Source organism: Paenibacillus sp. FSL H8-0122, from assembly GCF_038005345.1.
GTDB lineage: Bacteria > Bacillota > Bacilli > Paenibacillales > Paenibacillaceae > Paenibacillus_AQ.
In genome coordinates this window covers 1,253,535-1,276,569 of record NZ_JBBOTB010000001.1, presented here as the reverse complement: position 1 = coordinate 1,276,569, position 23,035 = coordinate 1,253,535, and the positions used below count along the sequence as shown (strand labels likewise).

Genomic DNA, 23,035 nt, shown 5'->3' with positions numbered 1-23,035 from the left:
ATTTCTTTACTATTATAATATCTTTCAATTTATTCATTTTATTTGCGAAAACAGGCGATTCTGCCCGGCACCTAATTTACACAAGTAAAAGGAGCTGGAAAAGGAAGCGTTCAGGCGGTCGTAAAATACGGCAGCTGCTACAAAAAGAAAGAGCAACCATTCTCCAGTAACGGGAGAATAATTGCTCTTTTGACCTTTTTGCGGTTTTGAAAATAAGAAGGGGTTGTCTCTACTCGTAGATAAACTACTTTTGGGACAGCCCCGTCTTTGAGTTAGGATTATTTGCCCGCTTCCGCAGGCTTCTCCTTCAGTCCGGCGACGATCTGGTTGATCGGGTTCGTGAACAGCGCGTATAGAATCGCTGCGTTCTCTTTCTTGCTCAGCGCGGCTCTGGACTTGTAGTCCACAGCGCCCTTGGCATCCGGCTTGAAGTCCGGTCCGTACAGACCCAGGGCGACGGCCATTTTCACCGCCGGAACGGCCCACTTGTCCGTAGTGCCGGACAGCTTCACCTTCTCGAACAGCTTATCCGGGTACTGCACATTGTACAGTCTCCAGATCATGACTGCCGCCTCCTGGCGGGAGATGACCCGGTCCGGCTGGAATTCTCCGCTAGCCGTTCCTTCAATCATTCCCAGCTCAACCGCCTGCTGGATGTAAGCGGCATCGGGATGACCCTTCACATCCGGGAAGGCCAGCTTCTCAGTAGTGCTTCCTTTGAGCCCGCTGCTCTCCAGCATCAGCCGCACATACTGGGCGCGCGTAACGCCCGAGTCGGGCTGGAAGCTCACCGTGGCATCATTCGTCAGATACCCCAGCGACTGGAGCATCCGCACCGGAGTGGCATAAGCATGGCTGGCAGGAACGTCGGCATAACCAACGCCGTCCGGCCCCTTCTGGGCATAACTGAACGGATTGAGGTAAGGCTCCTTCATATACGCGCTTTGTCCGCCATCCTTCATGGCGAAGCCCGTTAATTTGCCGGTCAGCTCATCCTTGAACAGATTATCATCTATCTGGATCAGCTTGCGGGAACCCAGCAAAGCATCATTAATCGTTAGCGCACCATTCTGCACAGACACTGTAGATACCAGACTCTTGATCCGGAGATCCGCATAGTAGCCGGTGAATGCCTTCAGTGCATCAGCACTCATCGGCTTGTAAGCATCCAGCTTCACCGGTGCGGCATATTGCGGGAAGAACGTCTGGATAAAGGCCGGGTAGAACAGCTCCCGCAGTGCACTTTGCTGATTATAGCCAATGAACACCCCGGTATTCTGCTCGGGAATAAGGAACATATAAGAGCTGAAGCCAATCAAATCACCGGCCTTGGTGATAATCTTCGGGCTGCTGCCAGCGCCGGGAAGCTGGAAAGCCGATTCAAAGCCGTAAGTGGTATTCGGCAGCATCGGGTGAATGGAAGAACGGTATTCCTCCATCGATTGTACGGTATCTGCCTTAAGGATGCGGTTCGTGCCCGCTGCTCCCCCGTTCAGAAAAGCCGTCATGAACCTCCCGACATCATCGCCGGTGGACAACATGCCGCCATGCGGCATCACGGTCGGCGTCACGTTGTAGAGATCAACCTTTTTGCCCGTGGCGTCATAGGCTGTAGCAAGATTGTCCTTCAGCTTGCCTTCCAGCAGGAAGCCGCTTGAATCCATCTTCAGCGGGGCGAAGACATGCTGCTGCATATAATCCTCATAAGGCATACCGCTGGCCTTCTCCACCACCAGACCGAGCAGCAGCGAAGCGAAGTTGTCATACATGTAGGAAGTGCCCGGCTCACGAACCACCGGCGGCATATGCTTCACCACATAATCCTCAATGGACACCTTGGTGGTGAAATCCTCATTGATGTCTTCCGGCAGCGGGTCTTGAATGCGGAAGCCGGTGGTGTGGGTCAGCAGATCGCCCACAGTTACCGGAACCCCGAAGGGGTTATCGAAGGCCATCGGACCGGTATAGACTTGAAAATCCGCTTTCAAATCTAGCTTGCCTTGCTCAACGAGCTGCATGGCGGCAGTCGCAGTGAAGGTTTTGGATACCGAGGCCAGACGGAAGACTGTTTTGTCAGGGTCTACCTTACTTTTGGCATCCTTATCCGCGAATCCGAAGCCTTCTTCGATAACTGTCTTGCCATCCTTCACCACCACAACAACCGCACCGGATAGCTGCGCTTTCACCGCATCCGAACTGAAGAATTGCTTGAGGAAGGCCGCAGCATTCTCTGTTGTCAGCGGCTTGGCCGCTGCAGCGGCAGCTGCCGGAGGGGCAGAAGCAGGGGGAACGGCAGCGGCCTGAACAGCCGGAGCCGTAAGTGTCAGAACCAGTGCAGCCGATAGCACGGTCCTCGTCCAAAAGGCAGAGCGGCGGCGCAACAATGATAGTTTCATTCAATTCACTCCATTTCCATAGAATAACACGCATAGTGATAATACGTCTTATCCTGGAAATAGGTTCATTTAAATCTCAGCACCTCTTCCATCTTCTTCAGCTTTCTGTAGATTACCGACCGGTCAACGTTCAGGCGCTTGGCTGCCTCCGTGCCGTTCCCGTTACAATCCTGCAGTACTTTTTGGATATAATGTCCCTCCGCCACGGCAGTGAAATCCTTCAGACTTGCGAGCTGATGCTTATTCTTCTCAATGAAGTGGTCGAGGGAGAACCAGTCGCCAATCTGCTCCTCTTCCTGTACGCTCTGGCCCACATGCTCGGTCACCACCAGCCGCTCGATGTAATTCCTTAATTCTCTAACATTCCCATGCCAGGGCTGGTTCAGCATCTTATCGAATTCTTCGGCACTCAGCACATATTTCTTGCCGTACATCTCATTGAAGCTGGTGATGAAGCTGGAGATTAACCCTACCAGGTCCAGCTTCCGGTTGCGCAGTGGGGGAATATGAATCGGAATCACATTAATCCGGTAATACAGATCTTCGCGGAACAGCCCCTTTTTGACCAGACTCCACAGATCCCGGTTGGTAGCTGCAATCACCCGGCAATGGACCGGAATATTGGTAATGCCGCCCACGCGTCTCACTTCATTATTTTCAAGCACCCGCAATAATTTGGCCTGCATCTCCATCGGCAGATCTGCAATCTCATCCAGGAACAGCACTCCGCCGCTCGCAATTTCGATCATACCCGCCTTGACCTCGGTCTGACCTTCAAGGACGCCCTTCTCGTACCCGAACAATTCGTATTCGAATAGAGCCGGAGCAATCGCAGCGCAGTTAATCGGAATGAACGGCCCCTTCCACTTCTCGCTCTTCAGATGGATATACTTGGCGATCACCTCTTTACCCGTCCCGGATTCGCCATAGATCAGCACCTTGCTGTCGTAAGAAGCAATCTGGTTGCACACCTTGATAATCTGCTTCATCGCCAGACTCTCGGCCACGATTCCCTTCTTCTTCTCTGCGGCAGCACCGCCTAACTGCTTATGGATCTGCTGGGCCACTGGCACATTCGCTTCATAATAGTTATGCTCCTGGCTGAATTCATTGGAGGTGGTAACTACCAGCTGTACCTCCCCATCCTTATCCAGAATGGGAATCGCCGACGAGAACACATGGAAGCCTCTGGAGGTATTGACGGTATTGGTTACCTTTTGCTTCGTCGCAATAGCCTCCATCGTGATGGAATGACTGTAATAGCCCGCCTTCACCAGATCCTGGACATTCGCCTTGAGCAGCTCCTCCAGATGGATGCCGATGGTTAGAGCGGTGAATTCATTGGAAATCAGGATATTCCCGTTCTGATCGGTAACAAATAACGTTGACGGATATTCTTCCACGAATTCGTCGAGCGCGGGTTTCCCTGTATTTTTGTTTTTTTTGGTCACATTCATCAGTCCTATACCATAATATGAACGCTTACATTCCGGCTAGACAAAAAGCCAAACAGCATCATTATTTAAATGATACCACTTGGCTAATGCAGATCAAACTTTAATTAAGCATGAACTACGGATTCAAAGGTTACTTTCCCCATCTTCTCCATGACTTCCTGCGCCTCAGCGAACATGGTGGTGATCATCTCTTCCACGGTGGTAATCTTGTTGACCATCCCGCAGATCTGTCCGGCCATAACGGAGCCGGTATCGGTATCTCCTTCGAATACGGCTCTGCGCAGGGAACCCAGGCTTAAGCTCTCCAGCTCTTCGCGCGAAGCCTTCTCATTCTCCATTCTAAGGAATTCGGCAATCATGCTGTTCTTGATGCTTCTTACCGGACCGCCAAGGCTGCGGCCAGTTACGGTTGTGCTGGTATCATCGGCGTTAATGACTGCCAGCTTGAAATTCTCATGTGTCGGGCATTCCACGGTCGCGAGGAACCGGGTGCCAACCTGAACCCCTTGCGCTCCGAGTGCAAAAGCAGCGGCAATCCCGCGTCCATCGGCAATCCCGCCGGCGCCAATTACCGGAATGGATACCGCACTGGCGACTTGTGGAAGCAGAGCCATGGTTGTAGTCTCACCCACATGTCCGCCCGCTTCGGTTCCCTCGGCTACAATCGCATCCACACCGAGCGCTTCCATTTTCTTGGCGATTTTGACGGAAGGGACTACCGGAATCACGATAATGCCATGTTCCTTCAGAATGGGCATATATGGAGCCGGTGTACCTGCGCCTGTAGTTACAATCTTCACGCCTTCTTCAATAATAACCTGGATCAGCTCAGGGATATTGTTCATCATCAGCATCAGGTTGACGGCAAAAGGCTTGTCAGTGCTTGCTTTGGCCTTGCGGATCTCGTCACGGAGCCGGTCGGCGGTGAATCCGCCGGAGCCGATAATACCCAGCCCGCCCGCATTGGACACAGCGCCTACCAGCGGAGACACAGCAATCTGAGCCATACCGCCCTGGAAAATCGGATATTTAATTCCTAACAGTTGTGTAATCGACATTATAATTACCTCCATATATTAATTAATGTTGTGTTTAAGCTTATCCGTCGCTGCGGTAAAATTTGAACTTCCGGACTTCCTTAAGCCGCCTTAGCCACTTCCGGCTCGGGCTTCTGCTTCTCCATCGCTTTGTAGACGAAGGTTAGGGCGAAGCCGACCAGGGAGATGACCAGCGCAATGTAAAAGGCGTTCGTGAAGTTGCCGTCATTGGCTGCTGCCACACTGCCGGCAATTCTCGGGCCGAAGAACGCGGCTCCCGAGTAGCCGATGAAGGTTACCCCGTAGTTCACACCGTAATATTTCATGCCGAACTTCTCACCGACAATGGACGGGAAGATGCCCATCGTTCCGCCGAAGCATAAGCCGATCCCGGCAATGGCGACAGCAAATCCGGCTACAGAAGATGATAGAGCAATCGTAAGCATCATCGCCGCAATGACGAGATAAATCATGAGCAGGCATTTCACGCGGCCGATTCTATCGGACACTGCGCCCCAGAATACACGGCCAAGGCAGTTGCTCAGCGAGTACAAGCTTACGTAGAGTGCTGCTGCTGCTGCGGTTAAGCCGAACATTTTCTGACCGATCACTGATGCATTTGCGGTTACCATCATACCAGACAGCGCTCCGATCAGGAACAGGCAGGCAATCACATAGAATAACGGCTTCTTGATCATTTCATGCCATGGTACATTCACTCCCGCCTTGGCTGCTCCGGTTACCGGAGGGGTCCAGCCTTCAGGAGCATAACCCGCCGGGGCAGGTCTGACGAGCAGGCCAAGACCCAGAATAATCACCAGGAAAGCTACGCCGAGCGTAATTAGAGCAGATTGTACACCATTGCTGGTGATCAGCGCATTAGCGATAGGAGCAATAGCGATGGTGCCGCCGCCATATCCGGCTGTAACAATCCCTGCTGCCAGACCTCTTTTATCCGGAAAGAGCTTCACGCTGTTGCCAATGGTCGAGGAATACACGATTCCCTGGCCAATCCCGGTAATGACACCATAGGTGATATACAGCATCCAAGGTGCAGTAGCCAGGCCGGAGAGAATGAAGCCAATCCCGAACATCGCACCGCCGATGAAGACCGCCTTCCTCGCTCCCCCTTTATCCACCAGCTTACCGCCCAGGATCATCGGAATCGGGGAAATTGCTGCATTAATGGTAAAAGCAATCATAATATCCGGCATGCTCACGCTGAAGACCTTCGTTAATGGCAGTGCGAAAATACTGAAAGCATAAATGGCGCCTACACAGATATTAATGATCGTTGATGCAATCAAGATCCTCCAGCGGTTCAACTGTACGTTCATGGTATCATCCCTTTTTTAGTTAGTTGTATAAGTTCAGCTTACGGTGATTACATTGACTACACTTCCTGCAGCACCCGGTTCTTATCTGCGATCATCGACTTCAGCTTGCCCCAGTTCTCCTGGAACATGGCCGCGTCCATCTCCTTCAGGTCCGGTGAAATGACCGGCTTGAAGTCCATCTGATCCAGAATCTCTGTCTGCAGGTCGATGCCTGGCGCGATTTCGGTTAAGGTCATTTTACCGTTCAGCAGTTCAAAGACGGCGCGTTCCGTCACATACACAACCGGCTGCTGTACCTTGGCGGCATAGGATCCGCTGAAGGTGATCTGCTGTACCTTTTTGATGAATTTCTTGGCTTTGCCCTCTTGAACGATGTGTAGCTTGCCGTTCTCTACCTTAATCTGCAGCCCGCCCGCTGTAAAAGTACCCGCGAACACCAGCTTCTTCGCCGCCTGAGAGATATTGATGAATCCGCCGCAGCCCGCTACCCGTGTGCCGAATTTGCTGACATTGACATTCCCCGACTCATCCGTCTGGGCCAGGCCAAGGACGGACAGGTCAATGCCGCCGCCGTCATAGAAATCGAACTGGGCATCATGATCTACAATCGCCTCAGAGTTGTACGCATGGCCGAAGTCCTTCAGCCCTGCGGGAACCCCGCCGATCGAGCCTGCCTCTGTCGTCAGAATGAGCTGGTCGTCTACGCCCTCTTCAGCCGCAATGTTCGCTACATTCACCGGGATGCCGACTCCGAGATTCAGAATGGTATTCGGCTGAAGCTCTACGGCTGTGCGGCGGGAGATGATTTTGCGCTCATCGAGCGGCAGGATCTCAATCGAATCCACCGGCACTTTGACATGACCGGAGAAGGCCGGATTGTACTGTGTATTCTCGGTCTGGTAATGATTCTCCGGGGTGGACACGACGAGATAATCTACCAGAATGCCCGGAACCTTCACATCCTTCGGATGGAGCGTGCCGTTCTTGGCTACGGTCTCTACCTGGGCGATCACGATGCCTCCGGAGTTGCGGACCGCTTGGGCGATCGGCAGAACCTCCATGTGCAGGCCTTCTTTTTCCAAGGTGAGATTGCCGTTCTCGTCCGCTACGGTTCCACGGATCAGGGCGATCTGAATCGGGAAGGCCTTGTAGAACAGCCACTCTTCACCTTCAAGTTCAATCACCTTCACAATGTCCTCCTTGGTGGACGGGGACATCTTGCCGCCCTCAACGCGGGGATCAACGAAGGTCTCCATACCCACCTTGGTAATCACACCCGGGCGCTTGGCGGCAATCTCCCGGTAGAGCTGGGTAATCACACCCTGAGGCAGGTTGTAGGCTTCGCATTTATCCTCTTCAATCAGCTTAGCTAGCCCGGGGGAAGCGATGGCGATACCGCCAATCCAGCGTTTGATGAGGCCTTCATGTCCCAGGTGGCTCATGCCCTTATCGCGGCGGTTGCCGACTGCGCTGGCATGCATTACGGTCAGATTCTTCGGTTCGCCGGTCTTCACGAAGCGCTCTTCAATGGCGATCCCCATCTCTTCTGCCCAGCAGGATAATCCGAATCCGCTTGCTGCTACGGTATCCCCGTCCTTGATAAGTTCCGCTGCTTTGGCGGCTGAAATTACTTTTGTCATTTCATCTGCTCCTCTTTATGTGAATTATTTCACTACAGTTGTTAAAAAAATAATGACCCTTCTGTGTGTCTCCTAATTGCTGCTCTGTGCGTCTCATTTTCCTTGTGAAAGTTTTCTCAATGTCATCGTAATACAGAAAAAAAGACCGGTCAATAGCTCCAAAATGCCTTGAATTCAAGGTATTTTTCTGTTGTTTTTTTGCGACTGGCTTGTTTGAACTCAAAGCTTGGTCGTCGCTGCGGTGAACATTTGGACTTCCGGCCGCTGCCCGCCACCAGATTTCTTGATTTTTACCGCTAATAGCGGTTGAAATCCGGTGACAGCTGATGCTTCCGATGCTAGCTTTCCTATGGAAAGCTTTCAGGCGGACGCTACCGCTCCTCCAGCTCCAAATTCCCCCTCCGCTTCTTTTTGCTTTTCGTTAATTTCTTTAGTGCTTCATCTGTATTCCCGCGGGGCCTGCGAGTCGCAAAAAAACCACACTTTTTTTCTCCAGCCGGGTTGGCTGGGTATGAAATCAAGCGTTCCATGACATATCCTGCCCGGCCGATCAGACAAAGTGTTGGAGATGAGACTTCAAGACATTGTAGCGCGGCCAAAAAAAATAAAATATTTTTCTTACGGAGGGCTAATTGCAGATTTGCAACAGCAGATCAGGGGAATGTCAGTTCAAAAAAAGAGCCGAAAGGGTTGTACACTATTGCTTGTATATGTTATATTCTGGACAATTTTAGCTAGAGAGGGGAAGCGCTATTGTGGGGTATTCAGTTAAACAAGCGATTGTCCGGGGAGAAACGTCGCTTGGGATGGAGTTCGGGTCCACGCGAATCAAGGCTGTGCTGATGGATCACCACTTTGCACCGATTGCATCCGGTACGTATGAATGGGAGAATCGATTCCTCGGGGGTTACTGGACCTATGATCTCAGTGAAGTGATTCAAGGGCTGCAAGCCGCCTATCAGCAATTACAGCAAGCGGTTCAGCAGACTTATGGCGTCACTCTGCAAACCGTCGGCTCTATAGGCTGCTCGGCCATGATGCAGGGATATATTGCGCTAGACCAGGAGGGAGAGCTGCTGGTTCCCTTCCGTACCTGGCGCAATGCTACTACTGGCGCAGCCGCAGCGGAGCTAAGCAGGACATTCCAGTTCAAAATCCCCGAGCGCTGGAGTATCGCCCACTTGTATCAAGCTATTTTGAACGGTGAAGAGCATGTTGCCCGGATAGATTATCTTACGACTCTATCGGGTTACATTCACTTACTGCTGACGGGCCGCAGGGCTCTCGGGATCGGGGATGCCTCCGGGATGTTCCCCATCGATGAAGCAACGAAGCAATACAATGAAGCTATGGTGAAGCAGTTCACCAGTCTAATTGCCGGCAGGGACTACCCATGGAAGCTGCAAGATATCCTGCCTACAGTGTATACGGCTGGTAAGAAAGCAGGAAATCTCAGTGAAGCAGGCGCCCGGCTGATCGACCCGTCAGGCCATTTGCAGGCCGGTATTCCGCTATGCCCGCCGGAGGGCGATGCCGGAACAGGTATGGTTGCTACGAATAGTGTGAGGAAACGTACTGGCAATATTTCCGTGGGGACATCGGTCTTTGCCATGTTTGTACTGGAGAAGAATCTAAGTGCGGTCCACCCTGAGATTGATATTGTGAATACACCGGAAGGCAGCCCCGTTGCTATGGTTCTTGCCAATAACTGCTCCAGCGATCTGAATGCCTGGGTCGGCTTGTTCCGTGAATTCCATGAGGCTATGGGGCGGACGCCCGACATGGATCAGTTATTCAGCGTTCTGCTGAATCAGGCACTGGAAGCGGATGCGGATGGCGGCGGCTTGCTGAGCTACGGCTACTATTCAGGCGAGAATATCACCGGACTTGCTGAGGGGCGTCCGCTATTCGTCCGTTCGCCGCAGAGCCGCTTCACGCTGGCTAACTTCATGAGGGTGCATCTGTATAGCGCCTTCGCTGCGTTAAGACTCGGAATGGAGATTCTGACCGGGCAGGAACGGGTAACGATTGACCGTATTTCAGCGCACGGCGGATTGTTCCGCACCCCGCAAGTCGGCCAGCGGATCTGTGCGGCTGTACTGAATGTTCCGGTCTCAGTCCTGTCTACGGCCAGTGAGGGTGGCGCATGGGGAATAGCAATTCTAGCCTCTTATATGATACATAAGGAGCCGGATGAGAGCCTGGCGGATTACTTGGCCTCTAAGGTGTTCTGTAATGTGGAAGGACAGGAGGTATCGCCTGACCCTGCAGATGTGGACGGCTTTGCCCTCTATATGGAGCGTTACACCAAGGGGCTGCCCATCGAGCAGGCGGCGGTAGATCATTTGCTAGAGAACCGGAAGAGAGGAGATTTCGTATGAAAATAATAAAGTACAGAGCTACGGGCAATTACGTCTTGCAGTAGTATAAAAGGCAGCCATACTCCCGTAGCGGGGGATGGCTGCCTTTGATTTATGCCAGGCTTGCGGCATAACTGGCCTGGGCCAGGCCCAGCATCATTTGCATTTGACTCTGCGGGATCTGCCCAGAGGACTGAGAGGCGCTTATTCCGCGAAAAAGCCGCTTTTCACGCAAGTAACGGACTCCAGGGCTCTTATTGGTGGTAATTCCACCGATTAACATCACTTAGTGGATGAATAAGTGCATCTCAGTCCGATAGGCGGTGTAAAGTAGGCTTTTCCTCAAAATAAGGGCTCTCCAGTCCGTCCACCCAGGTGCAGACCCCAGAGGATGGAATGATGGAGGAATGTTGGCGGAACAGCGACAGGAGCAGTGAAACAGTGGCGGAACAATGGCGAAACAGCGGAACGCTCGTTGAACAATGCCCCGTTCACTCAGCATCCGCCCAATGCCTCACAAATACACAAACGGCTCCCTCGCATCCACGAAAGTAACCGGCAGCCCGTCCACCAGCGGCGCCAGCCACCCGGCCATATACTTCATGCCCCATTCCTCGGAGCGCTCGTGGCCGATTACGATCATCGCCTTGTTCATGCCCAGCATGGCGGCATCGTTCACATAAGCACATAAGGTCCACTCGGTAATGTCGCCGCAGACCATCACATCCAGACCCTTCTCCTGCATCAGCTCCATCGGCATCTGCTCCCGGCCCAAGCCCAGACTGCCACCGCCGACAAGTATGCCGATACGGGAGCAAGGCGCTTCCGGGTTGCCGACGATCTGAATCACCTTCATCCCCAGCCGCTGCTTCAGGAACCCGGCCAGCTCGCCCACGGTAGTCTCTTCGATCAGATACCCCCAGGCGTCCTTGTCATCCAGCTTTTTATCCGCCCAATCCAGCTCCTTCAGCAGTCCGTCATAGATCCGGTCCGTATCCGCCAGATGCATATGGTCATGGAAGCGCCAGATCGTAATGCCGTGCTCCTCAATCAGCTTTTTCTTCTCCAGATATACCGGGTCCTGCTGCAGCCAGTCCAGCGTATCCTTGCCAGTGAAGTAGGTTGGCTCATGGGTGATAATCAGGTTGGCTCCAATCGCAATGGCTTCCTTGATGACATCTACGGTAGCCATGAACGTAGTGACAATCCCCGTAACTTCCATCTCTTCCCTGCCGCTCGCCAGCACATCACAGGTCTGCTCCAGCCTCCGTCCCCCGCAGCAATCGAGCAGAATCCGGTCAATGACCTCTTGCACGTTCATACGCTCATTCTCCTCTTCATCTATTTATTGTCAGCCTGTCAGCCTTTGACCGCACCAATGATCACGCCGCGGGTCAGGTACTTCTGCATGAATGGCAGGACGAACAGCACCGGCACAATGCCCAGCACCGCCATCGCCATCCGCACCGCTGTACTTGGCAGGGATACCGTGTCGGCTCCAAGTACATTCCCGGCCTGGCCGGAATTGAGGAACTGGATGTTGCTCATAAGCTGCATCAGCAGATTCTGAATCCCGTACAATTGCGGCTTAGATACAAAATATAACGCATTGATCCAGTCATTCCAATAGGCCAGGCCCATAAACATCCCGACGGTTGCCATGACCGGCATGGACAGCGGAAGCATGATGCGGAAGAAGGTCCGCAGCTCCGAGGCACCGTCGATCTGGGCGGCTTCGATAATCTCCAGCGGCACATTATTCTTGAAGTAGTTACGGACCAGCAGGACGTTGAACCCGTTCGCCAGCAGATTGGGCAGGATCAGCGCCCACAGCGTGTTTTTGATATGGAAATACTGGGTCCACATGATGTACGAAGGCACAATCCCCCCGCTGAACAACATGGTGAAAAATACAACAAAGGCCAGCGTATTATGATATTTGAAATCAGAACGCGACATCGGATAAGCCAGCATGCTTGTTATCAGCAGTCCTATCGCGGTTCCAAGGATCGTCACCAGAAAGGAAACCCCGTAGGCTCTGATGAAAATATACGCCGAGGACTTAATGTACCGGTACGCGTCTAGACTTAGCTGCTCCGGGAAAAAGCTGTACCCGTTGCGGATCAGGGTCGTCTCATTGGTGAACGAAGCGATCACAATCAGCAGGAAGGGTAAAAATGCAAAAACCGTCAGCAGGATCATCACGACCGCAGAAAACAGCGTAAACGTTCGTTCTCCTCTTGTTTGGATCATCCGAATTTCCTCCTAGAACAATGCGTTTTCTGGATTGACCTTCTTGACGATGGCATTGACCGTAAGCACGAGCGCAAAGCCGACCAGCGACTGATACAGACCGGCTGCTGCCGACATTCCTATATCATTGAGCTGCATCAAAGCGCGGTAGACATACGTATCAATCGTCTGGGTAGTGCTGTACAGCGCACCGGAGTTCATGGGCACCTGATAGAACAAGCCGAAGTCGGAGTTGAAAATCCGGCCCATCGACATCAGCACCAGCACAATAATGGTCGGCTTCAGCAGCGGCAGGGTAATCATGCGGATCTGCTTGAGCTTCCCGGCACCGTCGATTTTGGCCGACTCATAGATGCTCTTGTCAATACCGGCAATCGAGGCAAAATAAACAATGGATCCGTAGCCTGCCGTCTTCCAGATCTGAATGAGGACCAGCAGGTACGGCCAGTATTTCGCCTCCGAATACCAGTTGATCTCCGGTATGCCGAGCGGCCGCAGAATCGAATGGTTCACGAACCCGCTGTCAGCATTCAGAAACGCGAAGACGAGCAGCGAAAGCACGATCATCGAGATCAGGTTCGGCAGAATCAGCCCGGTCATGAACAGCTTCGAGTACAGCTTATTCAGCAGCTCCGACATCAGAATGGCAATGATGATTGAGACTACCGTTCCCAGCGCGATGAACGCCAGGTTGTACAGCAGCGTGTTGCGGGTCATAATCCAGGCGTCACTGGTCTGGAAGAGAAAGGTGAAGTTCTTGAAGCCGATCCAGTCACTGCCGAAGATGCCTTTGGCATAATTGACATCCTTGAAGGCGATGAACACCCCGAACATGGGGAAATAGCTGTTAATGAGAAAATACAGCAGGCCTGGGCCCGCCAGTATGAGGAGCGGCAATGTTTTTTTGAGCGGCTTGGATGGGGACTTGCGTCTGGCAGTCATGCCGGTTCACCTCCATGGCCGGGGGCAGAGCCTCTGTTACCGCTCCGCCCTCAGCACATTCATATAATAGTTATTGCTGTTGTGCGGCAAGCCACGCATCCAGCTGCTGCTGCTTGCTGTCAATAATAGCCTCTGCACCCGCATCCTTCAGCGCACTGATGAATTTCGGAATGATGGTCTCCGGATCCACCGATCCGCTGACCAGCGCCGGCAGGAACTGGCTGACCACGTTATTCACAGCACTTATCTGCGTCTTCACTTGACCCTGGTCGAAGATGAAGCCGAAATACGGCGATCTTGCGGTATCCTTATTCTCCTTCAGCTTCAGCTCCACATCCGACCAATCGATTCCCTCCAGCTGATACTGAAGCGATTCGGAGCCTACGATCCCTGAGCTAAGCATGGCTGTATAAGGTACCGTATTGGCATCCATGCCTTCCGGGAATTTCACATGATGCTCATCTACCTTGATGTAATCCTCCCCTTCGATTCCGAAGAGAATAGTGTTAATCAGCTCTTTGTCGGTGTACAGCAGGTTCAGGAACTTCACAGCGGCCTCCGTCTCCTTCGAGGTGCTGGAGACCATCCAGGTTACGGAATTCACCGCACTGGTATCGAAATAGAACGGGGCGATGCGCTTGGTCTCAATGTTTTTGCCGACCTGCGCACTCAGCTGCTTGCCAACCTCCATGCCGCTGTAGCCGCCCAGGAAGGAGAAGCCGCGCCCCGAGGACACCATCTCCATCGCTGTAATTGTAGTGGTTGCAGTATCCTTCTGCAGATACCCGGCCTCGAACCAGTCTCTCATCATCTGAATCCCGTTCTTGAAGACATCCGATTCGTAGAAGTTAACGACCTTCCCGTTGTCACCGATCACGACGCCGACTCCGGTGGTATCGGTCAGGTAATCCACCTTGCTTGCACCCTTCATCCAGTTCACAAGTCCCGTATCCGTCGGATTCACATTGATCGGGCCGAACGGAACCACATCCGGCAGCTTCTGCTTCACTGCGCCGAACACGGCCGGCAGATCCTCTACCGATTGGATGGAGTCTGCTGCTACGCCCGCCTCTGCCAGCATATCCGCGTTGTAGATGATATTGGTCGGCAGCGCCATCCCTTTATTCACAGGAATGCCGTAGATATGTCCGTCCATCGTGGTGGTTTTGAGAATATCCGGCCCGAAGTCCTTGTCCAGAATGGCTGTCAGCTCTTTGCCGTGTTCAGTAAGCAGCTCTTCAAGCGGAGCCACCTGGCTCTTGGATACATAGTTGGAGAATTGTCCGAGCGTGGTGAAGACATCCATCTTCTCCCCGCTCTGGAGCGCAAGATTGACCTTCTGGGCGTAATCGGCCGGGCCGAAGAGACGGAAGTCCACCTTCACCCCGATCTTCTCCGTTGTGATGGCGTTGATCGCATTCGTTACCTTACTGAGATCGTCGGGAATCCGGTTGAAGGAGGGCAGTGCGAATACAATCTCAGCCACCTTGGCCTTAGCTTCCGTATCCCCGGAATTCTTGGACGATGTATTGGAATTGCCGCCGCAGGCGGAGAGCAGCGAACCGCAGATTACCATGGACAGCAGCAGTGAACCTAACCCCTTTTTCTTCATTGTCATCATGCCTCCTGTTCTATATTTACATTCTCATTGTACTTGCCCTGGAGGGGGCGGGCTTTCAATAATACGGGCTGTTTTTATAAAAAACCGCACTGGGCGGGTGACGGGACGCGCGGCTCTGCATAGCTAAGTTACACCCTAGGAATGATCCCTGCCAACGAAGCAAGAAGCTCCGCCTCCGGTAGGAGAAGCGGAGCTTCCTAATGGTCATCCTTGTCATGACTATAAGGCGGATTTGTGCTTGGAACGGTAGGCTGCCGGGGTTTCGCCTGTCCATTTTTTGAACACAGTGGAGAAATAGGAAATGGTATCGAAGCCGGTATCCATGGCAATCTCCCCGATGCTTGCCGTGCTCTCCACCAGCCTCTGCTTCGCCGCTCTGATCCGGCAGTCGTTCAGGTACTCCTTTACGGTCTGGCCGGTCCCGTTCTTGAACACCTTGGCCAAATAATCCGCGGTCAGATATACGCTGGCTGCAACATCCTCCCGGCTCAGATCCTGGGTATAGTGCTCTTGAATGAAGCGTTTGGCCCGCTCGACCACCCCTTCGGACTGCAGCACCTCCTTAATGGAATCGAGCGTCTTGTCCGTCAGCGCCTGCGCCCATTTCATGAAGTCGAACACGCTGCTCTCGGCATCCTGGGCCAACTGCTGGCTGAGCTCACCTTCGAAGAGCCGGTGGGCTTGAATGTGGTGCCGCGCGAGCAGCGAATAGACCACCTGAAGCAGATCCTCGCGGATCGAATGGAGCGTAGCCGCATCCAGCTTGTTCAGACTCGTCAGCAGCTCCAGTTCTTTCTTGAGCCGGTTCACAATCTGAGCCTTCTCCTTCTGGACGAACAGCAGGGTGAACAGCTCCGTATCCAGGGTGAAGCGCTCGGTCAGATCTACCTGGAAGGGCTTATTCGGCAAATGCAGCTTCCCCCGGAAAATAATGTTCGACTCGTCCGCCTGCTCCAGCTCCGTCTTGAGCTGCGCCAGGCGGGAGATCGCCGCAGGCTCACTGAAGTAACAGGTAGCCGTACATTTCAGATACTGCCTGGACAGCCGGATGATCTCTCCGGCGCTCGCCTCCAGCTCCTTCATATCCGCCGGATTCTCGGCAATGATCGCATTGTAGAATATTTTATCCATCTGATAGGCAATCATCCGGCCGCTGCCCACCAGGCTGCTGAGTATTTCAGAGACCAGGTTCGAGAGGGCGTAATGGAAGATGCTCTCGTCCCATTCCCGTTCAATCTGGGAGCGGGGAACGCTTACCAGCAGCAGCCTGTATTCTGCCTGCACCGGGACGGACAGCTCCCGCTTCTGCACCTCACTCTGGATAAGCTCACGCCGGGGAGAGATTGTCGCCGTCAGCACATCGCTCCAGAAGCTGCGTTCTATCAGATCCTGGTTCTTCAGCCACGCATGGCCCAGCTTGCTGTATTCGCCTAACATGATTTTGTTCTTCAGCGTATCCATCGACTTACGCAGCGCCGCTTCCAGCTCCTGCTTGTCCAGCGGCTTGACCAGATACGAGTCGGCGTCATACGAGATCGCCTGGGAGGCGAAGGTGAAGCTCTCATGACAGGTCAGGAAGATGAATCCGCCTTCATATTGGCGGTCTCTCGCCCACTGGATCATCTCAATCCCTGAGCCGCGGGGCATTTCGATATCACAGATGATCAGATCCGGCTCGCCGTTCTCGAAGAGTTGCTTCGCATCCTGTATATTATGGGCGGCCTGCACTTCCGTAATTCCGAATTCCTCCCAGTTCACAATACCGCGCAGCGCTTCAATTGTAGGAATATCATCGTCAATCAGCATACAACGCATATTATCCTCCCTCTAAGCCGGGCTGGCTCCATTCAATTGGCTTCACAGGAATCCACAGCTCAACCCTCGCACCTGTAGACTCGATATTCGACAGCTTAAGCAGATCCTCCCGTTTGTAGAGCAGCCTGAGGGTCTTGCGGATATTGGCAATGCCCACTCTGCCTCCGTCCTCCCCTGCCTCTTCACGCTCCGGCTGATCCAGCCATTCAGAAGCGAAGCCTGCCCCGTTATCTTCAATGACAATGCTGACAAATGGACTATCGTCCCGCAGCTCCATCCGCACCCTGATGAAAATAGACAGCAGCTCCTGAACGAACATAGCATGCTTGAACGTATTCTCCACAAAGGTCTGAATCATGAATTGGGGAACCGGCACCTGCCGCGCTTCCTCCTGCATCTCGATCATGAAAAAGATCTGCTCAGGATAACGGATCTCCTGCATCCGGATGTAATTCTCAGTATGCCGGATCTCCTCCTCCATCGTCACTTCCATCAGCCCCCCTCTGAACATATACCGGAGATGCTCGGAGAGGCAGTGGATCAGGCGGCGGATCTCCTCATTTTTATTCTGATAGGTTAGGCTCGTAATTGTTGAGATCGCATTCAGGAAAAAATGGGGCCGGATCTGCATCTGCAGATACTTGATCTCGGCGCGGCTGATTTCGATCTGTTCTTCATAGGACTGAATCTTCAGATCCTTGATCTCACTGACCATGGACTCCAGCGCATGGAACAGCTTCAGGAATTCCAGGGAGTACGGGGTATTCTGCGGAATCTGGTATTCCAGCTGCCCCTGCTCAACCGCCTTCGCCGCCTTCACCAGCTCCAGAATCGGTCTTAGCACATCTCTCGTCAGGAACCGCAGCACCAGCGGCACCACGATGACCGAGAGCACCGCCAGCAGGGCGATCCCCCACTGAATCAGCTTCAGGCCCGAGAACAGACTGCCCTTGGCAACCATTTGAGTCATCTGCCCGAACTCGCCGATCGGTTCAGATACAATCAGGTAATCCCGCTTATACTGCCTGCTTAAGCTCTCAAGCGTCGACTCGCCCTCCTGCAGAGAGATATTACTCGCTGCCAGTATATTGCCCTGCGAATCACTTAACACATACCGGTTCTGATCATTGCCTCCCCTGTCGACCATGGCCAGCAGCGTGTCCGCTTTCACCAGCGTTCCGAAGCTGACCCCTGAATACGAAATATATTTGAACAAGTAGGACTCGCCGCGGATCTGGAAGACCTTCCATTCCCCGCTTGGTGCTGCCGGAGCCGTACTGAATTTATGCATATTGATAAAATCCACCAGAGCCAGCTTATCCTCCGATTGAATCCGGCGGTTGAACTGCTCCAGCACCAGCTCCTCCGAGAGCCTGATGAACATGCCGTCGCTCGAATTATCACCTGCTATTTTCGCCTGCAGGCTATTCTTGAGCTGCTGGACCTTGAAATACCGGCTGTTCTCATCCATCCCCGCCGAATTCACCGCAGTATCCACGTTATGGTCGAACACCTCAATGAGGTCCTTGGAGAAATTGTTGAAGTTGTTATGAATATTGGCCTTATAGAGGGCCAGTGTATTACGCGAGCTGGTCAGTGCATTACTCCGCACCACCTCCAGGGAGTAGATATTACTCAGAACAAGGATGGACAGCAGGATCGCAAGAATCACTGTCATCTGCAATGCAAATTTGAACACGATACTGTTGGTTCGGATCATCCCCGCCTCTTCCTTTCCCCGGAATTCAGCACGCCCCTGAGCCGATACCTTCTTAGGCCAGACCCAGGGGCGTGTAAGTATGCAATTTGCGATTGAGTACGTGAAAATTATTAGTATTGGGATAGTCTCTCCTCCGCCACTTTTCCCAATTATTAATCAGCTCACAGGAGCAGCCGCCCAATCCAGCGCAGCTTCAATATGCTTATCCCAGTACGCCCAGTTATGGTCGCCAGGGCCTTCTTCATAGTAATGGGCGGCCTGCTCGCCTTCCAGGAACTGATGGAACCGGCGGTTCACATCCAGCAGCATATCCTCGGTTCCGCATGCCATATACAGCTCCGGCAGGGCAAGTCCCTGCGCCTTCACATCACGCACCAGCTGCTCAGGGTCTTTGTCGCTGCCAAGCAGCCTACTCAGATCTCCGAAGACGCTGGTATAGTAGGAATAGCTGGCAATTCCGTCTTTATAGTCTGGGGCAATATTGGCCACTCTATACGGAATTAAGGCCGAGGATAAGGCTATGATCCGGCCGAAGCGCTCCGCGTTTTTCAGGCCGTTGCGGATTGCCCCGTAGCCTCCCATCGATAAGCCGCCGATCCAGGTATCCTCTCTGGCTGCTGATAGCGGGAACAGCTTGCGGGTGAAGTCTACCAGCTCTCTGCCGATATACTCACCGTAGTATTCTTCTCTTAGCTCATCATTGACATAGAAGCGGTTCTCCCCGGCCGGCATGAATACGGCCACCTGATGCCTGTCTGCCAGCTCCCTGATCCTGGAGAAGTTCAGCCAGTCGTTCTGGCTGCCGGAGAAGCCGTGCAGCAGATAGAGCGATCTCAAAGGCTGGCCCGACCAGGCCGGAAGTCCCCAGCCCTCCGGCAGATCCACCGGCAATATGGCCTGGATCGTGACCTCCCGCTTCAGACTTGCCGAGAACAGGCTGATTTGCATTGTAGCCATCATCATTCCCCCTTAACGAATTAGAATCAGACCCAGTATACCGCTTCTTGTCCCTGCTGATCTATATATTCGATAACAGTCTTATAATTCTGCAGGTTAATATGCAGCCGGCAATATGCTGTTCCCTGCTCCCACATCAGCCTAATTTCATCCGCCTCTCCCTCAAGCACCCGGAAGGTTCCATGGAAGGCGCTATATTCATTGCGGAAGCGGATCAGCTTCATCAGACGCTGCACGACTTCCCGCTCACTCTCCGTTTCAATTTCCTCCAGCGTATAGTTATGGCGGTTAATCTCCCGGCCTTCCCCCGTCAGGGCGACCTGCTCCAGATCATTGCGGCCAGCCAGCAAGCCTACATAATAGACCTGCGGAATACCCGGTGCGAAGAATTGAATCGCCCTTGCTGCCAGGTACGCATCGTCATCCTCATTCAGTGCGCTGTAATAGGTGCAGCGGATCTGATGGACATCGAAGCCATCCGGGGCCTTATGCTCCTCGGACAGAATCAGGCTCAGGTTCGCTCCGCGCTCCACGCAGAGATCCACCAGCTCCCGGGCTTCCTTGGTATCGATCAGATCATCCAGGTCGGGCTTCACCGGAACCCCGTCATGACAGTCCAGCATCGTGAACTGCTTATGCGGGCGGATCCGCAGATAGTCGTACAGCGCCGTATTGTTTTTGCTGGTAAGCGCCTCAAGCACGCGGTAAGGCAGAATGAAATCATAGATCCAGCAGCCGTATTCCGATAGCTTAGTCTGGATACTGTGATGCGCGTGCACCTCCGGCAGCAGCTCTATATCCAGCGAATCGGCCATCTCTTTGATCCAGTCCAGGAATTCATAGATCTCCGGCTCCACATAGAAACAACTGGTGCCCAGCTTCTTGATTACGTACCCGACCGCATCCAGCCGGACGATCTTGACATTCTGCTCTTTGAAATTCTCAAAGAACTGCCGCAGCAGGTCGCGGGTGAGCGGAGCATGGATATCCAGATCAATCTGCTCGGAAGGATCGGTTTTGCCAAAAGTGGTCCAGACCTTCTCTTCTCCCCCGCCGGAGGTAGTGAAGGTAGAATAAGGCAGAGGCCGCCGCAGGAACATCTTCTCGATATCCGCACGCACAGGCTCGCCATTCTCCCAGATCTTGTCCAGGGTGATGAACAGATCCGCATATTCCGAAGCCCGGCCATGCTCCAGGAAGTCCTGGAAATACGGCGATTGCCTGGAGATATGATTGACCATCAGATCCACCAGCACATCGAATTCTGCCCCGATACTGCGGATGTCCTCCCAGTTGCCGAATTCCGGCTCGATCTCCAGATAAGTCAACGGCGCAAAGCCGCGGTCCCCCGAAGAAGGAAAGGGCGGAAGGATGTGAATCCCCCCGGCAAACAGCCCGGCGAAGGGACCGTGCAGCACCTGATGGAGCTGCTTCAGGTCTCCGCCCAGCGAATCGGGATAGGTAATTAACTGTACTTGATTCTTCAGTGTCATCTTAAGAAGCCTCCTACAGGTTGAATTGTTGCTTAATGACCGCAAGCGCAGGCAGATCGACTACCGCACCGGTGAATTTCAGTTTGTACGCGCTGACAGCAAATCCAAGCTCCAGCGCCTCTGTGAGCGTATACCCTTTGATAATAGCTGTATAGAGTCCGGACCAGAAGGCATCTCCTGCTCCCGTCGTATCTTCAATTTGCGTCGCCTTGGTCGCAAACGACATCGTTTCGCTTCCGGTGGAGACGAGGGCCCCGTCCTTGCCCAGCGTCAGAATGACCAGCTTCGCGCCAAGCGCAAGGAATCTGGCGATCTGCTCCTCCGGCGTGCCGGGTCCGAACAGACGCTCAGCGTCATCCCCGGAAGGCTTGATGATATCCACCTTCGGAATGATGCTTTTGACATAGGCTACCCCGTCCTCCCCCTTCTGCCAGATCGAAGGATGATAGTTGGGATCGAAGCCGATCAGCACCTTATGCTTCCTTGCCGTCTTGATCACCCGCTCTACTGTCTCACGGGACGGATTCCTTGAAATCGGCCAGCAGGAGAAGTGGACAATTCTGGAATGAATCAAGGCTTGCTCCAGCGCTTCATTGTACTCCAGCCGGTAATCCGCCGCACGGTAAAAGATCGGAACCGGCGTAGCCTGACTTTTGGTAATCACCACCATACTGGTAGAATCATCGACCTGCTGGATGCCGCTTGTCGCCATTCCGGCGCTCTGCAGCCGGTTCATCAAATAGTTGCCCAGGCTATCCCTGCCCACCGCCGAAGCCACATGCGACCGGATGCCCAGCTTCCCCGCATTGATGGCAATATTCGAAGGCGATCCGCCAAAATACCGTGTATATCCATCACCTACCGTGTCCTCGCCGTACTCATTGGAGATCATATCCACGAGCAGCTCGCCCACTGTTAACACATCGTTCGCCTGATCTTCAAACTGTATTGTCTCTCCGAGTTTAAACACCCGCACTCCCCCTTGGTACTCCAGTATCCTTGTGTCCTATCCATTCTATGGTCTCTGTGTACACAATACTTTCAAAAACCCGTCCTCTTTTTACAATTTAAGAGTTCAAGGCTCTTGCCAGGGCATAGATGTATCCCTCTCTGGCTCTGCGGCTGACTTCGGCTGCAGGGACAACATGCTCGAAGCCATGATAGCCCCCCGGGTAGAGATGAAATTCCACTTCTACACCCGCCTGTGCCAGCCGGGCCACATAGTCTATCGTCTCATCACGGAACGGGTCGAGCTGTCCGACGCAGATATAGGCGGGCGGAAGTCCCGCCAGTTGATCCGCACGGCCGGGTGCCGCATAAGGGGAGGTATCTGCACCTCCGGCAGGGCCGCCCAAGTACATCTCCCAAGCAACCAGGTTGTTCGCCCGGTTCCACACCGCCGGGTGCGTGACCTCATAACTTGAAGGTGTAATGTTGCGGTCATCCAGCATTGGATACAGCGGAAGCTGGAAGCAGAGGGCCGGACCGCCCTTATCTCTAGCCATCAGGGCCAGGGCAGCCGCCAGACCGCCGCCCGCACTCGCGCCGCCTACGGCAATCCGGGCCAAATCGATGCTCAGCCCGTTGTTGATATCGGCCAGCCACACAAGCGCTGCATAACAGTCCTCAATGGCAGCCGGGTACGGATGCTCCGGGGCAAGGCGGTAGTCGGGCGACACGACCACACAGTTGGCCGCGAGGACGAAGCTCTCGCATAACGCATCGTCACCGCTCGGCTGGCCCAGAATATAGCCGCCCCCATGAGTCCAGAGCAGGGCAGGCAGCTTATGCTTACTCCGCTTCGCCGGTTCATAGATTCTGATCCGTACCGGCCCGGAACCGGCAATCAGGACCCGCTCCGTAATGCGGACACGGTCCGACGGTTCTGTAGGCAACGGAATCATATTCCGGGCTGCGGCCAGATCCTCCGGCAAATGCAGCGGCGGCAATCCGGCCATCCCCTCTCTTAATTCCGGGGCCACGCGGTGAATGAAATTCATCTATATT

General features: G+C 53.5%; 16 protein-coding genes. 1 reads left to right on the top strand and 15 read right to left on the bottom strand.

Annotation, left to right across the window (positions count from 1 at the left end; genetic code table 11):
• Window positions 1-278: 278 nt before the first annotated feature.
• From NSS64_RS05660 to NSS64_RS05640, 5 genes are all read right to left on the bottom strand, one after another.
• Window positions 279-2,396: a serine hydrolase gene (locus NSS64_RS05660; protein WP_341139481.1), complete on the bottom strand. Its 2,118-nt coding sequence runs from the start codon at window positions 2,394-2,396 to the stop codon at window positions 279-281.
• 65 nt (window positions 2,397-2,461) lie between these two features.
• On the bottom strand, window positions 2,462-3,847 hold the full coding sequence (locus tag NSS64_RS05655) for a sigma-54 interaction domain-containing protein (protein WP_340939051.1): 1,386 nt from the start codon (window positions 3,845-3,847) through the stop codon (window positions 2,462-2,464).
• A 110-nt stretch (window positions 3,848-3,957) separates the two neighbouring features.
• Complete coding sequence (locus NSS64_RS05650) at window positions 3,958-4,911, bottom strand: DUF561 domain-containing protein (RefSeq protein ID WP_209994621.1); 954 nt, start codon at window positions 4,909-4,911, stop codon at window positions 3,958-3,960.
• Window positions 4,912-4,991: 80 nt separating this feature from the next.
• The gene (locus NSS64_RS05645; protein WP_340993847.1) at window positions 4,992-6,227 is read right to left on the bottom strand and encodes an L-lactate MFS transporter; all 1,236 of its coding nucleotides are present in this window, start codon (window positions 6,225-6,227) and stop codon (window positions 4,992-4,994) included.
• 56 nt (window positions 6,228-6,283) lie between these two features.
• Entirely contained in the window at window positions 6,284-7,867 is a 1,584-nt protein-coding gene (locus NSS64_RS05640) for an acyl CoA:acetate/3-ketoacid CoA transferase (RefSeq protein WP_340939049.1), read from the bottom strand.
• 806 nt (window positions 7,868-8,673) lie between these two features.
• Here NSS64_RS05640 and NSS64_RS05635 point away from each other — a divergent pair.
• Window positions 8,674-10,248, top strand: a complete 1,575-nt coding sequence (locus NSS64_RS05635) for a xylulokinase (protein ID WP_445667831.1) — start codon at window positions 8,674-8,676, stop codon at window positions 10,246-10,248.
• Between the two features lie 493 nt (window positions 10,249-10,741).
• On the opposite strand, the gene NSS64_RS05630 is transcribed toward NSS64_RS05635, so the two are convergent.
• From NSS64_RS05630 to NSS64_RS05585, 10 genes are all read right to left on the bottom strand, one after another.
• Complete coding sequence (locus NSS64_RS05630; RefSeq protein ID WP_341139479.1) at window positions 10,742-11,548, bottom strand: Nif3-like dinuclear metal center hexameric protein; 807 nt, start codon at window positions 11,546-11,548, stop codon at window positions 10,742-10,744.
• A 38-nt stretch (window positions 11,549-11,586) separates the two neighbouring features.
• The gene (locus NSS64_RS05625) at window positions 11,587-12,480 is read right to left on the bottom strand and encodes a carbohydrate ABC transporter permease (RefSeq protein WP_340993852.1); all 894 of its coding nucleotides are present in this window, start codon (window positions 12,478-12,480) and stop codon (window positions 11,587-11,589) included.
• 12 nt (window positions 12,481-12,492) lie between these two features.
• Window positions 12,493-13,422 (bottom strand): ABC transporter permease, encoded by a 930-nt coding sequence (locus NSS64_RS05620; protein WP_340939043.1) that lies wholly within the window; start codon window positions 13,420-13,422, stop codon window positions 12,493-12,495.
• Window positions 13,423-13,492: 70 nt separating this feature from the next.
• Complete coding sequence (locus tag NSS64_RS05615; RefSeq protein ID WP_341139478.1) at window positions 13,493-15,034, bottom strand: ABC transporter substrate-binding protein; 1,542 nt, start codon at window positions 15,032-15,034, stop codon at window positions 13,493-13,495.
• A gap of 228 nt (window positions 15,035-15,262) precedes the next feature.
• On the bottom strand, window positions 15,263-16,858 hold the full coding sequence (locus tag NSS64_RS05610) for a helix-turn-helix domain-containing protein (protein ID WP_341139477.1): 1,596 nt from the start codon (window positions 16,856-16,858) through the stop codon (window positions 15,263-15,265).
• Window position 16,859: 1 nt separating this feature from the next.
• Window positions 16,860-18,578, bottom strand: a complete 1,719-nt coding sequence (locus NSS64_RS05605; RefSeq protein WP_341139476.1) for a sensor histidine kinase — start codon at window positions 18,576-18,578, stop codon at window positions 16,860-16,862.
• A 156-nt stretch (window positions 18,579-18,734) separates the two neighbouring features.
• On the bottom strand, window positions 18,735-19,535 hold the full coding sequence (locus NSS64_RS05600; protein WP_341139475.1) for an alpha/beta hydrolase: 801 nt from the start codon (window positions 19,533-19,535) through the stop codon (window positions 18,735-18,737).
• A 26-nt stretch (window positions 19,536-19,561) separates the two neighbouring features.
• Window positions 19,562-21,028 carry a sucrose phosphorylase gene (gene gtfA / locus NSS64_RS05595; protein ID WP_341139474.1) on the bottom strand — a complete coding sequence of 489 codons (1,467 nt, stop codon included), beginning with the start codon at window positions 21,026-21,028 and terminating at the stop codon, window positions 19,562-19,564.
• A gap of 13 nt (window positions 21,029-21,041) precedes the next feature.
• Complete coding sequence (locus NSS64_RS05590; RefSeq protein WP_341139473.1) at window positions 21,042-21,998, bottom strand: carbohydrate kinase family protein; 957 nt, start codon at window positions 21,996-21,998, stop codon at window positions 21,042-21,044.
• Window positions 21,999-22,095: 97 nt separating this feature from the next.
• On the bottom strand, window positions 22,096-23,028 hold the full coding sequence (locus tag NSS64_RS05585) for an alpha/beta hydrolase (protein WP_341139472.1): 933 nt from the start codon (window positions 23,026-23,028) through the stop codon (window positions 22,096-22,098).
• Window positions 23,029-23,035: the final 7 nt, after the last annotated feature.